This is a genomic window from Nocardioides asiaticus, assembly GCF_040049175.1.
In the GTDB taxonomy this organism is placed as follows: domain Bacteria; phylum Actinomycetota; class Actinomycetes; order Propionibacteriales; family Nocardioidaceae; genus Nocardioides; species Nocardioides cheoyonin.
Map to the genome: position 1 here is coordinate 201850 of NZ_JBDZDM010000003.1, position 16920 is coordinate 218769.

A 16920-nucleotide genomic window follows, 5' to 3' on the forward strand; every position below is an offset into this window, starting at 1 on the left:
CGGTCGGTTACTCGCCAGTAGAACGACCGTTGCGTCCCGGACTACCCCGCCGCGCGCCCAGCGATCAGCGGCGCCTGATGTGGAAGACCCGGCTGTTGGCCGCCGGAACCTTCCCCTGCCTGGCGACGTGGACGCGGAACTTGACCTTCGGGTACGTGACGCCGCAGACCTTCATCTGGTTCCAGCCCTTGACCGGCAGGTAGACGAACCTCGCCCGGCCGCCGGGTCCGGTCTTCTTGGCGGCCTGGCGCACGAAGGACCCGCAGACCCGTGCCTGCAGCACCGTGCTCTTGTACTTCCACGCCTTGCCGTTCTTCGTCACGGTGGCGACGATCGTCCAGCCGTGGCGGCCGTGCTTGACCTTTTTGACGGTCACCCTGCTGTGCTGCGCGGCGGGCGTGCTGGCACCGCCGCCGCTGCCCCCGCCGCTCTTGGAGTAGTTGCAGGGGCAGGGGTTCGACTCGCAGGCGATGCCGTCGCCGTCGGCGTCGAGCAGGTCGACGTTGTTGGACGGGCTGCCGCCCTTGCCGAGGAAGTACTTCTGAGCAGCCGCCTGGTTCGCGAAGTCAGCGCAGTCCTTGTCGCCGGCGGCATGGGCCGGCGATGCCGGGGCGGCGACGACGAGTCCGGCGGCGACGAGCGCGCCGGCGAGCAGCACCGTGAGGCGCTTGATCATGGGGGATCCCTCCCGTGGGACACGAATTGGTCGTCACGCAAGGTAAAGGCCGACCGGCCGCCCCCGCAGAGGTTTCGCCCAAGATCCACCCGGCCAGCCGGGATAGTCCGGGACGGTACGCAGGGCTTACTAGCGAGTAACCCATGCGTGCCGTCCCGGACTACCCCGCCGCGCGTGTCAGAACGTGTGCTCGGGCCCGGGGAACGAGCCGTCGCGCACCTCGGCGGCATAGGTCTGCGCCGCCTGGAGGAGTACGCCGTGGAGGTCGGCGTACCGCTTCACGAACTTGTTCTTCCGGCCGTTGTCGAGGCCGAAGGCGTCCTGCCAGACGAGCACCTGGCCGTCGGTCTGGTTGCCGGCGCCGATGCCGATGGTGGGGATGACGAGCTCCTTGGTCACCTGCGCGGCGACGTCACCGGGGACCATCTCCATGACGACGGCGAAGGCGCCGGCGTCCTGGACGGCGTGGGCGTCGCGCATGACCCGCTCGGCGGCGTCGCCGCGGCCCTGGACGCGGTAGCCGCCGAGGCTGTGCTCCGACTGCGGCGTGAAGCCGATGTGGGCACAGACCGGGATGCCGCCCTGCGTGAGGCGCTGGATGGCCGGCGCCATCTCGACGCCGCCCTCGAGCTTGACGGCGGCGACCTCGGCCTCCTTCATGAGCCGGGTGGCGCTGAGGTAGGCCTGCTCAGGCGAGGCCTGGTAGCTGCCGAACGGCAGGTCGCCCACCACGAGCGCGCGCCGGGCCCCGCGCGCGACCGCGCGGGCGAGCGGGATGAGCTCGTCGAGGGTCACCGGGACGGTCGTGCTGTAGCCGTAGACCGTATTGGCGGCGGAGTCGCCGACCAGAAGGGTGTCGATCCCGGCCTCGTCGAAGATCCGCGCCGTGAGGGCGTCGTACGCCGTCAGCATCGTGAACCGCTCGCCGCGCTCCTTCATCTCGCGCAGGTGGTGGGTCCGTACGCGCCGGACGCGGCCGGTCCGGTCCGGTTCCGGAGGCGTCGGGGCCGAGGCGTACGGCGCCGTCTCCTCCTCGGAGGCAGGGCTGTTCTCAGTGCTCATCGTCGAGCGCCTTTCGTGACATCTCGCGGTGGTCCCCGAGGAGGTCGCGCAGCGACCGTCTCGAAGGGCTCCCTGGTGGAGTCAACGGACCGTCCTCAAGGCTAGTCAGCCGGTGCGCCGCAGGGCCTTCCGGCCCGTGTGGCGGTCGTCACTCGGCGCTAGCGTGGCGGGATGTCCTTCGACGTCGCGGCGGAGGCGTACGCCGCGTTCATGGGTCGCTACTCCGAGCCTCTGGCCGACCGTCTCCTCGACCTGCTGGACCCGGCGCCGGGCTCGCGCGCGGCGGACGTCGGCTGTGGCCCCGGCGTCGTGACGGCCCGGCTGGCGCTGCTGCTCGGGCCCGGGAACGTCGTGGCCGTGGACCCGTCGGTGCCGTTCGTGGAGGCGGCCCGGACCCGCTGCCCGGGCGTGGACGTCAAGCTCGGCGGTGCGGAGGCACTGCCCTGGGACGACGCCTCGGTCGACCTGGCGGTCGCGCAGCTCGTCGTCGCGTTCATGAAGGACCCCGTCGCGGGGCTGCGCGAGATGGCCCGGGTCACCCGCCCGGGTGGGGCCGTGGCGGTGTCGATGTGGGACATCGCGGGTGGCCGCTCGCCGCTCTCCCCGCTGTGGCGCGCGGCGACCGCGCTGTGGCCGGGGACAGCCGGGGAGGAGCGGCTTCCCGGGGTGACCGAGGGCGACCTCGGCCGGCTCCTGCACGCCGCCGGGCTCGACGACGTCGTCGAGACCGAGCTCGCCGTGTCGGTGGGCTACGACACCTTCGAGGAGTGGTGGACGCCGTACACCTTCGGGGTGGGGCCGGCCGGCGACTTCGTGGCCTCCCTCTCCGACGGCCGGCGGGCTGCGCTGAAGGAGCGCTGCCGCGCGGACCTGGGCGACCCACCGCTCACGATCGACGCCACCGCCTGGACTGCGACGGCGACCGCGACGGCTGCGGTCTGACCCTCCTCCGGCCGCTCGCTGACGGGCGGTGACCGGCCCCCTCCCTAGACTCGGACACGTGGACTTCTACTCCGCCTACGCCCACGGGTTCGCCCGCATCGCCTCCTGCACGATCCCGATCGCGGTGGCCGACCCGGCGGCCAACGCCCGTACGGTGATCGAGCAGGCCCGGGCGTGCAGCGAGGAGGGCGTTGCGGTCGCGGTGTTCCCCGAGGTCTGCCTGTCGGGGTACGCCGTGGACGACCTCTACCTTCAGAGCACGCTGCTCGACGCGGTAGAGGCCGGGATCCAGGCCATCTGCGTAGCCAGCGAGGAGTTGCTGCCGATGATCGTCGTCGGTGCGCCGCTGCGCCACGGCAACCGGGTGCTCAACACCGCCGTCGTCATCCACGCGGGCGAGGTGCTCGGCGTCATCCCGAAGGCCTACCTGCCGACCTACCGCGAGTTCTACGACCGGCGCTACTTCGGCGCCGGCGACGAGTACCGCAGCGCGACGATCGCCGTCGCCGGCGTCGAGGTTCCGCTCGGCACCGACCTGCTGTTCAAGGCGACCGACATCGCCGGCCTCGTCGTCCACGTCGAGGTCTGCGAGGACATGTGGGTCCCGGTGCCACCCAGCGCCATCGGCGCCCTCGCCGGCGCGACGGTCCTCCTCAACCTCTCCGGCAGCCCGATCACCGTCGGCCGCGCCGAGGACCGCCGCCTGCTCGTCCGGAGCGCCAGCGCGCGCTGCCTGGCGGCGTACGCCTACTCCGCCGCGGGCCAGGGCGAGTCGACGACCGACCTCTCGTGGGACGGGCAGACGATGGTCTACGAGTGCGGGGACGCCCTCGCCGAGGGGGAGCGGTTCCCGGACGGGCCGCGCCGCACGATCGCCGACGTCGACCTCGACCGGATCATGGCCGAGCGCCGCCGGATGGGCACCTTCGACGACAACCGGAGGACGTACGCCGCGGAGACCGAGGGCTTCCAGACGATCGAGTTCGAGCTCAGCCCGCCGCTCACCGGCAACGGCCTGCGCCGCAAGGTCGACCGGTTCCCGTTCGTGCCGGACGACCCGGAGAGGCTGGCGCAGGACTGCTACGAGGCCTACAACATCCAGGTCTCCGGCCTCGAGCAGCGGCTGCAGGCGATCGGGCCGGACACGAAGGTCGTCATCGGCGTCAGCGGCGGCCTCGACTCCACCCACGCGCTCATCGTCGCCGCCAACGCCATGGACCGGCTCGGCCGGCCGCGCTCGGACGTGCTCGCGTTCACGATGCCCGGGTTCGCGACCTCCGACCACACCCTCGGCAACGCGCTCGCGCTGATGGAGTCGCTCGGCACGACGTACGAGACGATCGACATCCGGCCCGCCGCCACCCAGCTGCTCAAGGACATCGGCCATCCCGCGGGCGAGGGCGAGAGCGTCTACGACGTCACGTTCGAGAACGTCCAGGCCGGGATGCGCTACGACTACCTCTTCCGGCTCGCCAACCAGCGCGGCGGGATCGTGGTCGGCACCGGCGACCTCTCCGAGCTGGCGCTCGGCTGGGCGACGTACGGCGTCGGTGACCAGATGTCGCACTACAACGTCAACGCCGGCGTGCCGAAGACCCTGATCCAGCACCTCATCCGGTGGGTCATCTCGTCCGAGCAGTTCGAGGACAGCACGAACGCCGTGCTCCAGAAGATCCTGGACCAGGAGATCTCCCCGGAGCTCGTCCCCGGCGACTCGCCGCAGTCGACCGAGGCGAAGGTCGGGCCCTACGCGCTGCAGGACTTCACCCTGTTCCACGTCGTCCGCAACGGGTTCACGCCGTCGAAGATCGCGTTCCTCGCCTGGTCGGCGTGGCACGACGTCGCGCAGGGCGAGTGGCCGCCCGGGTTCCCCGAGGAGCGCCGGAGGGCGTACGGGATGGCAGAGATCCGGCACTGGCTGGAGGTCTTCTGCCGCCGGTTCTTCGCCAACCAGTTCAAGCGGTCGGCGCTGCCCAACGGCCCGAAGGTGAGCAACGGCGGCACGATGTCGCCGCGCGGCGACTGGCGGATGCCGTCGGACGCGAGCCCCGCTGCCTGGCTGGCCGATCTCGAGGCCCGCGTCCCGATGGAGTAGTCAGCTGCTCGGCTGCAGGTGGAACGTGTAGTCCTTCACCAGCGGGCCGAAGAAGCTCTGCGTGCGGACCTCGACCTGCGCCGTGCCCGGGACGCCCTGGGCCTGCTGGAGGATTCGGTACGACGCCCGGCGGTCGGCCGGGATGACCCGGGTGATGCGCGGGGAGCTGTCGGCGGGCACCGTCAGCGTGTAAGAGTCGGCGGAGAGGTCGAACCCGTCGTACCTCCTGCCGTCGATCACGACCGCGATCGACGTCGGGCCCTGGTCGGTCGGCATCGCCCGGCCGCTGAAGGTCTGCCAGTAGCCGACGCAGGTGTCGCGCCAGTCCTTCGCGTCGACCTCCTGCTGCGCGAGCCTTGCCTGCACCTCGCCGAAGCGACGGGCATCGAGCGACGGTTCGAGCGAGTCCCAGGCCTGCCTCATCCAGGTGACGTACTGGACGCCCATCTGGTATCGGTAGACCAGCTCATCCCAGAACGGCAGGCCGTCCTTCATCCGGTAGCCCCATGGCACGTGGTGGAACCACATCAGCAGGTTCTCGGGCGTCGTCCGGATGTCGTTGTAGCGGTCGGCGAGCACTGGGAAGTACTGGTCGACGAAGTCGCTGCCGGTGCGCGACCGGTCATAGCCGAGCCCGACGCTGTCGGCCTTGTTGTAGTAGGTGGGGCTCCAGTCCGGCCGCGCCAGCGTCTCGCTCGGACCGGGGGCGTAGTGGGTGTCGGCGTGCATCTGATGGGCGATTCCGAGCGGCGTCTCGTAGCTGGCGACCGCCTCCCGCGAGCCCATCATCATCTCCACGATCGTCTTCACCACGCGCCGGTTGCGGCTCCACGTCATCTTGGCCCAGTCCTCGGCGATGCTCCTGGAGTCCAGCGTCCAGTCCCAGGCCAGACGCCCGAACGCGAAGAGGTTGGCCTGGGAGAACTGGTGGCCGGTGAGGTCGTCGGCGTTGCCGAGGTTGGCGACCCCGACCATCGCGGTCCGCTGCTGACCCTGTGCCGTTCCGTCGACGATGTCGCCGACCAGGCGCCGCCGCAGGGGCCGGCCGTTCGCGTCGGTCGCATGCGTGTCGGTCTTCAGGGCCTCCTCCCACATCGGGGCGAGGTAGTCGAGCATGATGTTCTGCCCGGTGTACTCCTGGGTGACCTGGAGCTCGAGCGCCTGGTTGGTGTTCTCCATCCGGCCGAACATCGGGTTGATCGGCTCACGGGCCTGGAAGTCGAGTGGGCCGTTCTTGGTCTGCAGCAGGACGTTGTCGGCGAAGCGACCGTTCGATCCGTCGGGCTGGGGCTCGTCGTCGATGGGGCCGAACTCGAGGTAGGCGCGCTTCAGCCGGTCGGTGTCGACGTCGGGGTTGTAGACGAAGGTCCGCCAGAAGATCGTCATGCCCAGCGGCGCGACCGCCGCCGCCATGCCGTTGGCGCCGTCGCCGTGGTCGTGGCCGAAGTCCTGCGGGCCGGGCTGTCCCTCGGAGTTCGCCTTCACGGTGAAGCCGGCGAAGTCCGGGATGGCCTTCTTGAGCTGCACCGCCTTGCGGTGCCACCAGGCACGGAACGGCGTCTTCGTGGGGTCGAGCTGGTCCGCTGTCAGCGTGTCCGGCGCGAAGCGCTGGTCGGTCGGTGCGTCGTACCTGATGGAGAGCGCGAGCTTGATGCCGTACGGCCGGAGGGCGTCGGCGAGGGCGGCCTCCTGCTCGATGAAGGCCGGTGTGAGGTATTTGTTGTCGGCATTGACGTTGTTGATGTTGATGCCGTTGATGCCCAGCGAGGCGAGCGCCCGCGCCACGACGACATACCGGTCGAGGATGACCGGAAGGTTCTTCGACGCGCTCGCGTCGGTGGCGTCGAAGTCGAAGATCGAGCCGTTCTCCCCGTTGAGGCCACCGGTGCCGGTCGCGTCGTTGCCGGCGTACAGGCGCTCGGTCTCCCAGTTGTCGAGCCACCGGTCCTGCACCTTCGGCACCGACACGACGTCGACATGGCTGATCGGCTTGTCGGTCTGTATCAGGCGCAGGAAGCCGTACGTGCCGTAGAGAGCGGCGACCTCGGTGTTGCCCGCGATGACAGTGTGGGCCGCGTCGCCGTGACCGACGGAGCGGATGAGGTAGCCGTCGTCACCGAGCCGGCGGAGCGCGGGTGGTGGCACGTCACGCCGTACCACGGCGGAGGACTGCGGCGTGCCGACGACGACAGCGCCCGAGGCGACGCCGCTGTCGCTCACCGGGACGTCCTCGCCGAGCATCGAGCCGAGCCCGCGGCTGAGCTCGTCGCGGGCGGCCTCGAGGCTGGTCGTCACGAGGTGCTCCGCGGAGCCGGGGAGCATGTGCAGGTCCTCGGTGTGGCGGTAGACACTGTGGGCGTCGGCGTTCTCCACGACGATCGCGCGGACCGTGCGTCGGTAGCTCGCGAGGAGTCGCGGGTCGCCGACCCGGGTGTAGTGGAGCCACATCTGCGAGCCGTCGTAGGAGTCAGGGGTGCCGTTCGGTGCGACGGCCGCGGCGCCGCGCGCCGCGTGCCCGCTGTGGGCATGGGCGGCCGGAGCTGCGACCAGGGTCGCGACGACCAGGGCGAGGAGGGTGGCGAGGGCAAGGCAAGGGCGGGACGCGCGCCCCGAGATGGCGGTCATCGCTGTTCTTCCGAGAGAGGGATGGATGAACCCACCTAAGTGACCGTCGTCACAAGAGACAAGCGATTGCCATCTGTTGCTGTCTCAGCGCCGACGTCCGGTCCTGCTCAGCTTGAATGGTCGCCCCTCACCGGCACCCGGAGTACGACGGCGTCGCCGGCACCCACGTTGCTCGATGCGGGCACGACGGTCTGGTGAGGCGCGGGCCGGAGCGTGATGAGACCGGTCATGGTCGGCGTCTCTCCAGGTCGTCGAGGGATTGCTGAACGGTGGGCACCACGTCGCCGGCGGAGAGGGAGCCGATGACGCCACTGGCGCGCAGCCACTCGTCAGCCAGCGCGGTCCAGAGTCGTAGGGCACCGGTTGCCTTGCGCACCCCGAACCCGTGACCGCCCTGGCGGAAGATGTGGAGCTCGCTCACGACGTGGGCGCTCTTGAGCGCCTCGTAGAACAGCGTGCTGTTGAGTGTGGAGACGGGGTCGTTGTGGGCCTGAACGATGAACGTCGGCGGAGTCGCGCCGGTGACGTGCAGCTCGTTGGAGTAGGCGTCGACCAGCTCCTGGCTCGGATCCGGCCCGAGCAGCCGCTGGCGCGTGCCCGCGTGAGTGATCCCGCTGCGCATCGTGACGACCGGGTAGGCCAGCATCAGGAAGTCCGGGCGTGCACTGACGTCGTCGACCTCGTCCGCAGGGGTGTAGACGCCCTTGTCGTACTGGGTGCCGAGCGCGGAGACGAGGTTGCCGCCGGCGGAGAAGCCCATCGCCCCTATCCGTGCGGGGTCGAGGCCCCAGCGGTCGGCCTCAGACCGGATGAGCCGCAGGGCGCGCTGGCCGTCTTCGAGCGGGACGTCGTACCCGCGTTGATGACCCTCGGCGGGGAGCCGGTACTTCAGGACGAACGCCGCGACTCCGAGGGCATTGAGCCACTGGGCGATGTCGTAGCCCTCGAGGTCGAAGGCGCTGTAGGCGTAGCCGCCGCCGGGGCACAGGAGCACCGCCGACCCGTCCCGTCTGCCCTGCGGCGGGAGGAACGGGATGATGCTCGGACGGGTGACGCCACTGATGACGCGGTCGTGGAGCCTGGGATCAGTGCTGCGCTCGGTGATCGTCTCTGTCAGCTCCAGCCCGTCTGAGCCGGGGCCGTGCCGGCCCAGATGGGGATCTCGTCCGCAAGGAGCTGGCTGGTCGGGTAGTCGCCGCCGGCCGCGGCAGTGGCCGCGGTCGCCGGCGTCCGGAGGCCGGCGACCGCGGGCGCGCTCACTGCTGCGAGGCCGAGCATGAGCGTCGTACGGCGGCTGGGGTGCGCGTGCAGGTCCATGATCAGTCCTTCGACAGCAGGGTCACGATGCGGGCGGTGCCGGGCGCGACGTCTACGGTGGTGGTGTCACCGTGGACCGCGACCGGCGCGCGGTGCGGCCGTCCGGTCATGTCCCCGGCTTGGTCCACTCGCTGGCCGCCGAGGGTGACTGCGGAGGCGTCAAGCGAGGCGAGGCCGGCGCCGTCGGCGGAGGCGAGGGTGATCGCCGTGCCGCGGGCGAGGCGGTGGGGAACCTGGACCGTGATGCGCTGCGTGGTGCTCCCGGCCAATGCGAGGTCCTCGAGGTTGATCAGGACAAGCGTCACGCGGCGGCCGGGCCCCTGCACGGCGTATGCGCGGGTCGCCGCGAGCTCGTCGTCGGTCAGCTTGAGGTCCAGGAACCGGCCGGTTGGCACCTGGCTGAAGGCGAGCAGCCCGTAGTAGAGCGGCGCGGCGGCGAGGTGGTCAGCGGCCAGGGCGTCTTGGTCGGGCGCGCAGAACGCGCCGTAGTAGCGGTAGGAGATCGGGTAGTCCGGTGAGGTGCGCTCCTTGAAGTCACCGCAGACGGCCGCGGTGTTGGTGTGGAACTGGACGCGGTCCATCCCGCTGCGGGCATCCTGCAGCAGATAGTCCAGCGACCACAGGGACATGGCATAGGCGTCGCTGACGCCTGGCTGGCCGCTGCACGAGGCGCTGTTGGTCTCGTCAATCGTCATCGGGACTTGATCACCGAGGCGGGTGCCGATAGCAGTGATGCCGTCGAGCTTGGACTGGTCCTGGGCATACTTCGACGCCGAGAGCAGCGAGTCGATGGACGTGTGCGACGAGCCGCAGTGGCTGCCCGGGTAGAGGTGGGAGGAAACCTCCTCGAGGACTTGCTCCGGATTCACTGCGGTGTCCTGCCTGACAGCGCTGACGAAATCGTCAAGCTTGGTGTTCGTGGTTGCGGTGTTGGCCGAGGGGCCGATGACCTTGAGGTGCGCGTGGGGGAGCGCGGCGTCGATCGCGGTCTTGTAGCGCTTCATCTCGGACCACATCTCCGCCGGCGTCAGCGTGGTGACGTTGTCGTACTCGTTGCCGACCTCCACGCCGGCCAAGTGGTGGCCGAGGGTTCGGTACGCCGCGACGACCTCGGCGACCGCCTGGTTCAGCGTGACCGCGGGCGAGGGGTCCTTGGTCGGGTCCTTGATCTTGCTCGGGTCGATGACCCGTTTCAGCGGCAGTCCGATGCTGACCTTCCAGCCGGTGGCCCGCGTCAGCGCGGCGAGCTGGTTGAGGTCACCCTGGTCGACTGTGCCGCCGATCGCTTCCGGCGGCGCCGGCTCGTCGGCCCACCGGCCGAACGCGGGCCAGACCAGGTCCATCGAGTAGCCGCCGACGCGGAGTACACCGTGGCGGCCCAGCGAGCGCAGCCAACCGGCCAGGAGGTCGCGGGTCAGGAATCCGTGCGCGAGGTCGGCGGACTCGACCGAGAAGCCGAGCAGGTCGGCGGGGATCGTCGGGGTGTCGTCGTCGGCCGCGGCGGTGAGACCGATCGGGGTGACGATGTCAGCTGCCCGGGCCGGCCCCGACGCCGGGACGGCGAGGGCTACGGTCAGGGAGGCGGCGGCGAGAGGGACGAGCAAGCGCGCTAGGCGAGGGAGTGTCATCACTCCTTCACGCTCTGTGACGACGCTCACATCGGCAACGAGTTGCCGTCCTTTGCTCTGCACTCACCAGTGGAACATCGTGCCGTCGCGCAGTCGGTTGATCGGCAGCGAGGCCGGCTGGTAGGGGTAGGCCGCCGCCTTCTCCACGTCGATGTCCACGCCGAGCCCGGGCTCCTCGCCGACATGCATCAAGCCGTCCTCGAATCGGTAGGAGTGCGGGAAGACCTCGTCGGTCTCGCGGGTGTGGGGCATGTATTCCTGCAGCCCGAAGTTCGGGATCGCGGTGTCGACGTGCAGCGCGGCGGCGAGGCAGACCGGCGAGAGGTCGGTGGCCCCGTGCGAGCCGCTGCGCACGTCGTACAGTGCGGCGAGGTCGAAGATCCGTCGCAGGTGGGTGATGCCACCAGCGTGGACCACGGTGGTGCGGATGTAGTCGATCAACCGCTCGCGGATCAGGGTCTCGCAGTCCCAGATCGAGCTGAGGACCTCGCCGGTGGCGATCGGGGTGGTGGTGTGCCGGCGCAGGTGCCGGTAGCCGTCCTGCATCTCCGCCGGGACCGGGTCCTCCATCCAGGTGAGGTGGTACGGCTCCAGCTCCTTGCCCAGCCGTGCGGCCTCGTTCGGGGTCAGCCGGTGGTGTACGTCGTGGAGCAGTCGCGGCAGCGGCCCCAGCTCGCGGCGGGCGGCCTCGAACAGTGTCGGCACATGTGCGAGGTAGGCCTCGGTGTCCCACACGTTCTCGACCGGCAGCGCCGACTCCGCAGGCTCGTAGGCATGCGCTCCGGCGGCGGTGTTGCCTCCGATGCCGTAGGTGGAGTCGAGTCCGGGGATCGATGACTGCAGCCGCACCGCCCGGTAGCCGCGCTCGAGGTAGTCGGCGGCGTCGGCCACGGCCTCCTCGACGCTCGCGCCGGAGGCGTGGCCGTAGACCGTCACACCGTCGCGGGCCCTGCCTCCGAGGAGCTGGTAGACCGGCAGGCCGGCCACCTTGCCCTTGATGTCCCACAGCGCCGTGTCGATGCCGGCGATCGCGGTCATGGTGACCGGGCCCCGGCGCCAGTAGGCACCGCGGTAGAGGTAGTGCCAGGTGTCGTCGGTGCGCAGCGGGTCACGGCCGACGAGCTGGGGGGCGACGTGCTCGGTCAGGTACGCCGCCACCGCCTGCTCACGGCCGTTGAGGGTGGCGTCCCCGACCCCGGTGACGCCGTCGTCGGTGGTGATCTTCACGGTCACGAAGTTGCGGCCGGGGCAGGTGACGATGACGTCGACGTCACTGATCTTCACGTTCGAACTCCTCGGTGTGAGCGATGACGGCCGCGACAACCGCCGGGTCGTCGGGGAGACGGGAGTCAAGGACGGCCAGCAGACGCGGGACCGCCCCGCGGAGCGGGCTGGTGGCGAGCCGGGTGAGCTCGTTGGAGCGCGGGTCGGTGACCGGCGCGCCATGGCCGCGCAGATGCGCGACCCAGGCGCCCAGGGTGCGCGTCGCGGCGGCGGCCTCTCGGCCCGCGGACCGCTCCGCGGCCAGCACCGGCAGCACCCGGACCGGCAGCTTCTGCGAGCCGTCGGCAGCGATCTGGGCGAGCAGGTGCTCGATGCCGGGGTTCTCGAACCTGGCGACGAGCGCGGCGCGGTATGCGGCCAGGGCGTCGGCGGGCAACGAGAGGTGCCGGCACGCCTCGTCCCACCATGCCTCGACCCAACCGCCACAGGCGGGGTCGCCCATGGCGCCGGCGACGGTGCGGTGGCCGCGGATGCTGCCGGCGTAGGCCAGCAGGGAGTGGGCGCCGTTGAGCAGCCACAGCTTGCGCTCTTCGAAGGGGCGTACGTCGTCGACGAACTGGGCGCCGGCGCTCTCCCAGCGGGGGCGGCCTCCACGGAACGCCCCGGCCAGCACCCACTCGCTGAAGGGCTCGGTGACGACCGGGCTGGCGTCGTACCAGCCGGTGAGGCGCTGCGCGGCGGCCCGGTCGGCGTCGGTCGTTCGCGGTGTGATTCGGTCGACCTCGGTGTCGACGAAGGTGACCGACTCCTCGATCCAGTCCACGAGGGCCTGGTCGACGGCGGCGGCCAGCCCGGCGACGACCCGGTGGACGGCGGCGCCGTTGTGGAGCAGGTTGTCGCAGGGTACGACGGTCAGCGGACCGGCGTCGGCGCGCCGGCGCGCCTCGAGCCCTGCGACCAGCCTGCCCGGGACGGTGCGGCAGTCGGCCAGGTCGCCGGCGCGCAGCCCGGCCAGGTCGGCGGCGACATCGTCGGCGACCAGGTCCGGACCGCCGGTGACGTCGCGGCGGTAGGCCGCCTCGGTGACCGTCAGGGTGAGAAGCCGGATCGACGGCCGCGCGAACGCGCCGAGCCAGCCCTCGATGTCGGTGCCGGGCCGGGTCTCGGCGAGCCGGTCGACGACGCTGGCCGAGGCGCCGTCCGGGCCCTGCACCAGCAGCGTGTAGAGGCCGTCCTGGGTGTCGAGTTGCTCGGCCAGCGCCGCGCTGCGGCCGGTGAAGGCGACGTACCCCCACTCCTCGCCGTCGGCGGCGAGCTGGGTGTAGACGGCCTGGTGGGCCCGGAAGAACGCACCGAGCCCGAGGTGCACCGCCGCGACCGGGGGCGTCGGCCGGGCGAGCGCCGGGCGGCTCAGCGCCGGGACCCGGGGTGTCACAGCCGGAATGCCCGGCGCGGCAGATCGTCGACCAGCGCGACGGCGGTCTCCAGCGCCTCGTCGAGGTCGAGCCGATGCTCGCCGACCAGCCGAGCGAGGAACGCGGCGTCGAGCCGGCGTGACATGTCGTGCCGGGCCGGGATGGAGCAGAACGCCCGGGTGTCGTCGATGAAGCCCGACATCCGGCTGAAGCCGGCGGTCTCGGTCACCGCGGCCCGGAAGCGCCCGATCGCGTCGGGCGCGTCCAGGAACCACCACGGGGCCCCGACGTACACACTGGGGTAGAAGCCGGCCATCGGTGCGAGCTCGCGCGACCAGACCGTCTCGTCGAGCGTGAAGAGCACGAGGTGCAGGTTGGGATGGGTGCCGTAGCGCTCCAGCAGCGGGCGCAGGGCGCGGGTGTACTCCGTGCGCTGCGGGATGTCGGAGCCGGTGTCGGGTCCGTACGCGCGATGGCTCGGCGGGTGGTGGTTGCGGTGCGCCCCGGGGTGGATGGTCATGACCAGCCCGTCTTCGCACGACATCCGGGCCATCTCGACCATCATGTGCCGGCGGAAGGCCGTGGCCTCCGCGACCGACGCCTGGCCGGCGCGGGCGGCCCGGAAGATCCTGGTCGCCTCGCCCACCTCGAGCGGCTCGGCGACGGCGTCCTCGTGGCCGTGGTCGGCGGAGACAGCGCCGTGCTCGACGAAGTAGCGCCGACGCGCCTCGAGCGCCCGCAGGTAGCCCGGGTAGTCGCCGGTGTCGACGCCGGAGACCTCCGCCAGAAGGTCGACCGCCGCCCGCCAGCCCTCGCGCGTCGGCTCGAGCAGCCGGTCGGGCCGGAAGGTCGGCACCACGCGGGCCGCCCAGGTGGGGTCCTCGGCAAGCGCGCGGTGCGCGGCGAGGTCGTCGGTGGGGTCGTCGGTGGTGGCGAGCACCTCGATGCCGAAGCGGCGGAAGAGGGCGCGCGGCCGGTACTCCGGAAGGGCCAGACGCTCGGCGAGGTGTTCATAGAGCGCGTCGGCGTTCTTGGCCGAGGGTCGTTCGGTGACCTCGAAGATGTCGAACAACTCGGACTCGAGCCAGTAGCGCACCGGCGTACCGCGGAAGAGCGGCCAGTTCTCGCACAGCTGCCGCCACACCGCTCGCGACTCGCTCTCCGACAGCTGGCCGCGACCGACGCCGAGGTCGTGCAGCGCGATCCCGTTCGCGTGCAGCAGCCGGGTCACGTAGTGGTCGGGCGTGACGAAGAGGTGGGCGGGGTCGGGGAAGCGCTCGTCGTCGAGCAGCAACTGGGCCGGCACGTGCCCGTGGGGCGAGAGGATCGGCCGGTCGCGCACTGCCTCGTACAGCTCGCGTGCGATCGCCCGGAGCCCGGGCTCGGACGGGAGCAGCCGGTCGGGGTGAGGGCGCAGGGGCGCGGAGTCGCTCGGCATGCTCCGCATCGTCCGAGACTCACGGTGGGGACGGCAATCGGTTGCCAGCAGTTGCCGCCGCAGTCCGTTCGACCGGTCGCCAGGCGCGCCGGCGGCTCGGTGGCGGCGACGTCGACTCTCGCTCGTAGAGCCGGGTCGGCAGCGCCAGCGGCTGCACCGCGGTCGTGTGCGCCCCGCCGATGAGGGCGAGCAGGTTGTGCACCGCCATCGACCCCAGCGTGCGCAGCGGCGGAGCCACTGTCGTCAGGCCGGGGACGACCAGGTCGGCGGCGAAGATGTTGTCGAAGCCGACGACGCTGACGTCGGCCGGGATCCGCGCCCCCAGTGCGTGCAGGCAACGCATGAAGCCGATCGCCATCAGGTCGTTGTAGACGATCGCGGCGGTGGTGCGCTGGGCCGCGAAGTCGTCGGCAGCGCGTACGCCGCCGGCCGCCGTCGGCGGGTAGGGCCCGAGCTGGCGGACGTGGAGGTCGTCCCGCCCCGCGGCGTACTCATGCAGCGCGCGCCAGCGCATCCCGTTGGCCCACGCCGCCTCGGGGCCGCCGATGTAGGTGATGCGGCGGTGGCCGAGCTCCACCAGGTGCGAGGCTGCCTGGTGCACCGACATCGCGTGGTCGGTGACGACGTTCGGGACGTCGGTGATGTCGCGGTTGACCACGATCAGCGGCTTCAGCTTGGCCAGCATCCGGATGGCGGTGTCCGACATCCGCGTGCTTGCGAGCACGATGCCCTCCACGCTCGGGACCGTGCGATCCAGCGCCTCCCGCTCGAGGACACCGGACTCCTGGGCGTCGGCCAGCAGCGTCGTGTAGTGCCGCTCGGCGGCGGCCGCCTGGGCGCCCCGGATGATCTCGAAGTAGTACGGGTTGGTGATGTCGGAGCTGGCCAGCGTGATCATCGAGGTGTGGCCTGTCGGCAGAGCCCGCGCGATCGGGTTCGCGCGATAGCCGAGCTCGGCCGCGATCTGCCGGATCCGTTCCGCCGTTGTGGCGTTGACGCGGCCGGGCCGCGAGAACGCGCGCGACACTGTCGAGGGTGCCACCCCGGCGGCACGGGCCACGTCGTAGATCGTCGGTGGCGCGTCCCGAGAGGTGCGCTGCGGGTGGATCGGGCTCACGGCTCCACTCCTTCGTGTGTCGTGCGTCACAGGCACGGTATTGCCCGTGACAACTGGTGGCAACCGCTTGCCGTCGCCTGAGGGCCCTGGATCAATGGCGGCATGACGCACGTCACACCTGCCACTCGCCGCCTCCGGACTGGCGAAGCCGCACGAGGAGAGATGACCATGAGCCCCATCCGACGCGGCAGCGCCGCCGTGCTGGGCGGTATCGCCACCCTGGCGCTGGCCCTCAGTGCGTGTGGCGCACCGTCCAGCCAGGTGTCCTCGGTGAACCCGTCGGACGTGCCGAGCGCTCCCGGCAAGGCGGTGACCCTCAACATCCTCGACATCGCGGGCAACCTGCAGCTCACCAAGGGGATGATCGAGAACTTCGCGAAGGCCCATCCCGAGATCGTCGATGACGTGAAGTACACGACCGCGCCGGCGCCGAACATGGCCGGGAAGCTGCAGGCCGAGCAGCAGGGCGGAAACTCCACGACCTCGCTGGTGCTCAGCGGGACCGACGGGCTCTCGGCAGGGATCCAGAAGAATCTGCTGCTCAAGGTGCTGCCCGACTACCAGAGCCGGTTCCCCGGGCTGATGTCGAACTACCAGGCACCGGCAGCCGCCATGCAGAAGCTTGCCCAGGGCTACGGCGTCGCGGTCGTGTACTACCCCTCGGGGCCGCTGATGGAGTACAACCCGGCGAAGGTCAGCGACCCCCCGCGGACGCCCCAGGAGCTGCTCGCCTACGCCAAGGCGCATCCGGGGAAGGTGCAGTACGCCGACCCCGCGAACTCGGGTCCGGGCCGCACATGGCTGATGGGGCTGCCCTATCTCCTCGGTGACAAGGATCCCAAGGATCCCGAGCACGGCTGGGACAAGACCTGGGCCTACCTGGAGGAGCTCGGGAAGTACGCCGCGGACTATCCCACCGGCACGACGGAGACAATGAAGAACCTGGCCTCGGGCAGCGTCGACATCGTCCTCACGACCACCGGCTGGGACATCAACCCTCGGGCTCTGGGCACCGTCCCCGCCTCGATGAAGGTCGCCGCGTTCGACGACATGACCTGGGTCTCGGACGCGCAGTACGCGCTGATCCCGAAGGGGGTGTCCGCTGACGTCGTCTCCGCCGATCTGGCCCTCATCCAGTGGATGCTCAAGCCGGACCAGCAGGCCATCGCGTACGACGACGGCTACTTCTACCCCGGACCGGCCGTCAAGGGTGTCGACCTGTCCATGGCTCCGGCGAACAGCCAGGCGACGATCAAGAAGTTCGGCCGTCCGGAGTACGCGAAGCTCATGGCCGACAACCCCGTCGAGACCTCCCTACCGGCGGCGCAGCAGGTGGCGGCGTTCGACCAGTGGGACCGCCTGGTCGGCAGCCAGAAGTGAC

14 protein-coding genes are annotated in these 16920 nt (G+C 70.8%); 3 read left to right on the top strand and 11 right to left on the bottom strand.

Annotated features, from left to right (window positions below):
• Window positions 1–64: 64 nt before the first annotated feature.
• Window positions 65–676, bottom strand: a complete 612-nt coding sequence (locus ABLE53_RS11580; RefSeq protein ID WP_348859085.1) for an excalibur calcium-binding domain-containing protein — start codon at window positions 674–676, stop codon at window positions 65–67.
• A 177-nt stretch (window positions 677–853) separates the two neighbouring features.
• Complete coding sequence (panB, locus tag ABLE53_RS11585; protein WP_348859086.1) at window positions 854–1738, bottom strand: 3-methyl-2-oxobutanoate hydroxymethyltransferase; 885 nt, start codon at window positions 1736–1738, stop codon at window positions 854–856.
• Window positions 1739–1909: 171 nt separating this feature from the next.
• Between panB and ABLE53_RS11590 the strand changes: the two genes are divergently transcribed.
• Entirely contained in the window at window positions 1910–2680 is a 771-nt protein-coding gene (locus tag ABLE53_RS11590) for a class I SAM-dependent methyltransferase (protein WP_348859087.1), read from the top strand.
• A 58-nt stretch (window positions 2681–2738) separates the two neighbouring features.
• Window positions 2739–4775 carry an NAD(+) synthase gene (locus ABLE53_RS11595; RefSeq protein ID WP_348859088.1) on the top strand — a complete coding sequence of 679 codons (2037 nt, stop codon included), beginning with the start codon at window positions 2739–2741 and terminating at the stop codon, window positions 4773–4775.
• On the opposite strand, the gene ABLE53_RS11600 is transcribed toward ABLE53_RS11595, so the two are convergent.
• From ABLE53_RS11600 to ABLE53_RS11640, 9 genes are all read right to left on the bottom strand, one after another.
• Entirely contained in the window at window positions 4776–7400 is a 2625-nt protein-coding gene (locus ABLE53_RS11600; protein ID WP_348859089.1) for an alpha-glucuronidase family glycosyl hydrolase, read from the bottom strand. It abuts the gene before it with no gap.
• Between the two features lie 107 nt (window positions 7401–7507).
• The gene (locus ABLE53_RS11605; RefSeq protein WP_348859090.1) at window positions 7508–7630 is read right to left on the bottom strand and encodes a hypothetical protein; all 123 of its coding nucleotides are present in this window, start codon (window positions 7628–7630) and stop codon (window positions 7508–7510) included.
• Window positions 7627–8553 carry an alpha/beta hydrolase gene (locus ABLE53_RS11610; protein ID WP_348859784.1) on the bottom strand — a complete coding sequence of 309 codons (927 nt, stop codon included), beginning with the start codon at window positions 8551–8553 and terminating at the stop codon, window positions 7627–7629. Before ABLE53_RS11610 ends, ABLE53_RS11605 begins: the two co-directional genes overlap by 4 nt.
• Window positions 8514–8717: a hypothetical protein gene (locus ABLE53_RS11615; RefSeq protein ID WP_348859091.1), complete on the bottom strand. Its 204-nt coding sequence runs from the start codon at window positions 8715–8717 to the stop codon at window positions 8514–8516. Before ABLE53_RS11615 ends, ABLE53_RS11610 begins: the two co-directional genes overlap by 40 nt.
• 2 nt (window positions 8718–8719) lie before the next feature.
• Window positions 8720–10321, bottom strand: coding sequence for a glycosyl hydrolase family 79 C-terminal domain-containing protein (locus ABLE53_RS11620; RefSeq protein ID WP_348859092.1), 1602 nt, complete (start codon window positions 10319–10321; stop codon window positions 8720–8722).
• An 87-nt stretch (window positions 10322–10408) separates the two neighbouring features.
• Window positions 10409–11629 (bottom strand): D-mannonate dehydratase ManD, encoded by a 1221-nt coding sequence (gene manD, locus ABLE53_RS11625; RefSeq protein WP_348859093.1) that lies wholly within the window; start codon window positions 11627–11629, stop codon window positions 10409–10411.
• The gene (locus tag ABLE53_RS11630) at window positions 11616–13004 is read right to left on the bottom strand and encodes a mannitol dehydrogenase family protein (protein ID WP_348859094.1); all 1389 of its coding nucleotides are present in this window, start codon (window positions 13002–13004) and stop codon (window positions 11616–11618) included. The genes manD and ABLE53_RS11630 overlap by 14 nt, the downstream gene beginning before the upstream one ends.
• Window positions 13001–14422 carry a glucuronate isomerase gene (uxaC, locus tag ABLE53_RS11635; RefSeq protein WP_348859095.1) on the bottom strand — a complete coding sequence of 474 codons (1422 nt, stop codon included), beginning with the start codon at window positions 14420–14422 and terminating at the stop codon, window positions 13001–13003. Before uxaC ends, ABLE53_RS11630 begins: the two co-directional genes overlap by 4 nt.
• Window positions 14423–14441: 19 nt before the next feature.
• The gene (locus tag ABLE53_RS11640; RefSeq protein ID WP_348859096.1) at window positions 14442–15539 is read right to left on the bottom strand and encodes a LacI family DNA-binding transcriptional regulator; all 1098 of its coding nucleotides are present in this window, start codon (window positions 15537–15539) and stop codon (window positions 14442–14444) included.
• A gap of 168 nt (window positions 15540–15707) precedes the next feature.
• Here ABLE53_RS11640 and ABLE53_RS11645 point away from each other — a divergent pair, with 168 nt between their 5' ends.
• Entirely contained in the window at window positions 15708–16919 is a 1212-nt protein-coding gene (locus ABLE53_RS11645; RefSeq protein ID WP_348859097.1) for an ABC transporter substrate-binding protein, read from the top strand.
• The last annotated feature ends 1 nt before the right edge of the window (window position 16920 follow it).

Excerpts from the sequence above, each read along its gene's own strand:
- ABLE53_RS11580 (WP_348859085.1), bottom strand. The coding sequence starts at position 676 with ATGATCAAGCGCCTCACGGTGCTGCTCGCCGGCGCGCTCGTCGCCGCC.
- panB (WP_348859086.1), bottom strand. The coding sequence starts at position 1,738 with ATGAGCACTGAGAACAGCCCTGCCTCCGAGGAGGAGACGGCGCCGTAC.
- ABLE53_RS11590 (WP_348859087.1), top strand. The coding sequence starts at position 1,910 with ATGTCCTTCGACGTCGCGGCGGAGGCGTACGCCGCGTTCATGGGTCGC.
- ABLE53_RS11600 (WP_348859089.1), bottom strand. The coding sequence starts at position 7,400 with ATGACCGCCATCTCGGGGCGCGCGTCCCGCCCTTGCCTTGCCCTCGCC.
- ABLE53_RS11605 (WP_348859090.1), bottom strand. The coding sequence starts at position 7,630 with ATGACCGGTCTCATCACGCTCCGGCCCGCGCCTCACCAGACCGTCGTG.
- ABLE53_RS11615 (WP_348859091.1), bottom strand. The coding sequence starts at position 8,717 with ATGGACCTGCACGCGCACCCCAGCCGCCGTACGACGCTCATGCTCGGC.
- uxaC (WP_348859095.1), bottom strand. The coding sequence starts at position 14,422 with ATGCCGAGCGACTCCGCGCCCCTGCGCCCTCACCCCGACCGGCTGCTC.
- ABLE53_RS11645 (WP_348859097.1), top strand. The coding sequence starts at position 15,708 with ATGAGCCCCATCCGACGCGGCAGCGCCGCCGTGCTGGGCGGTATCGCC.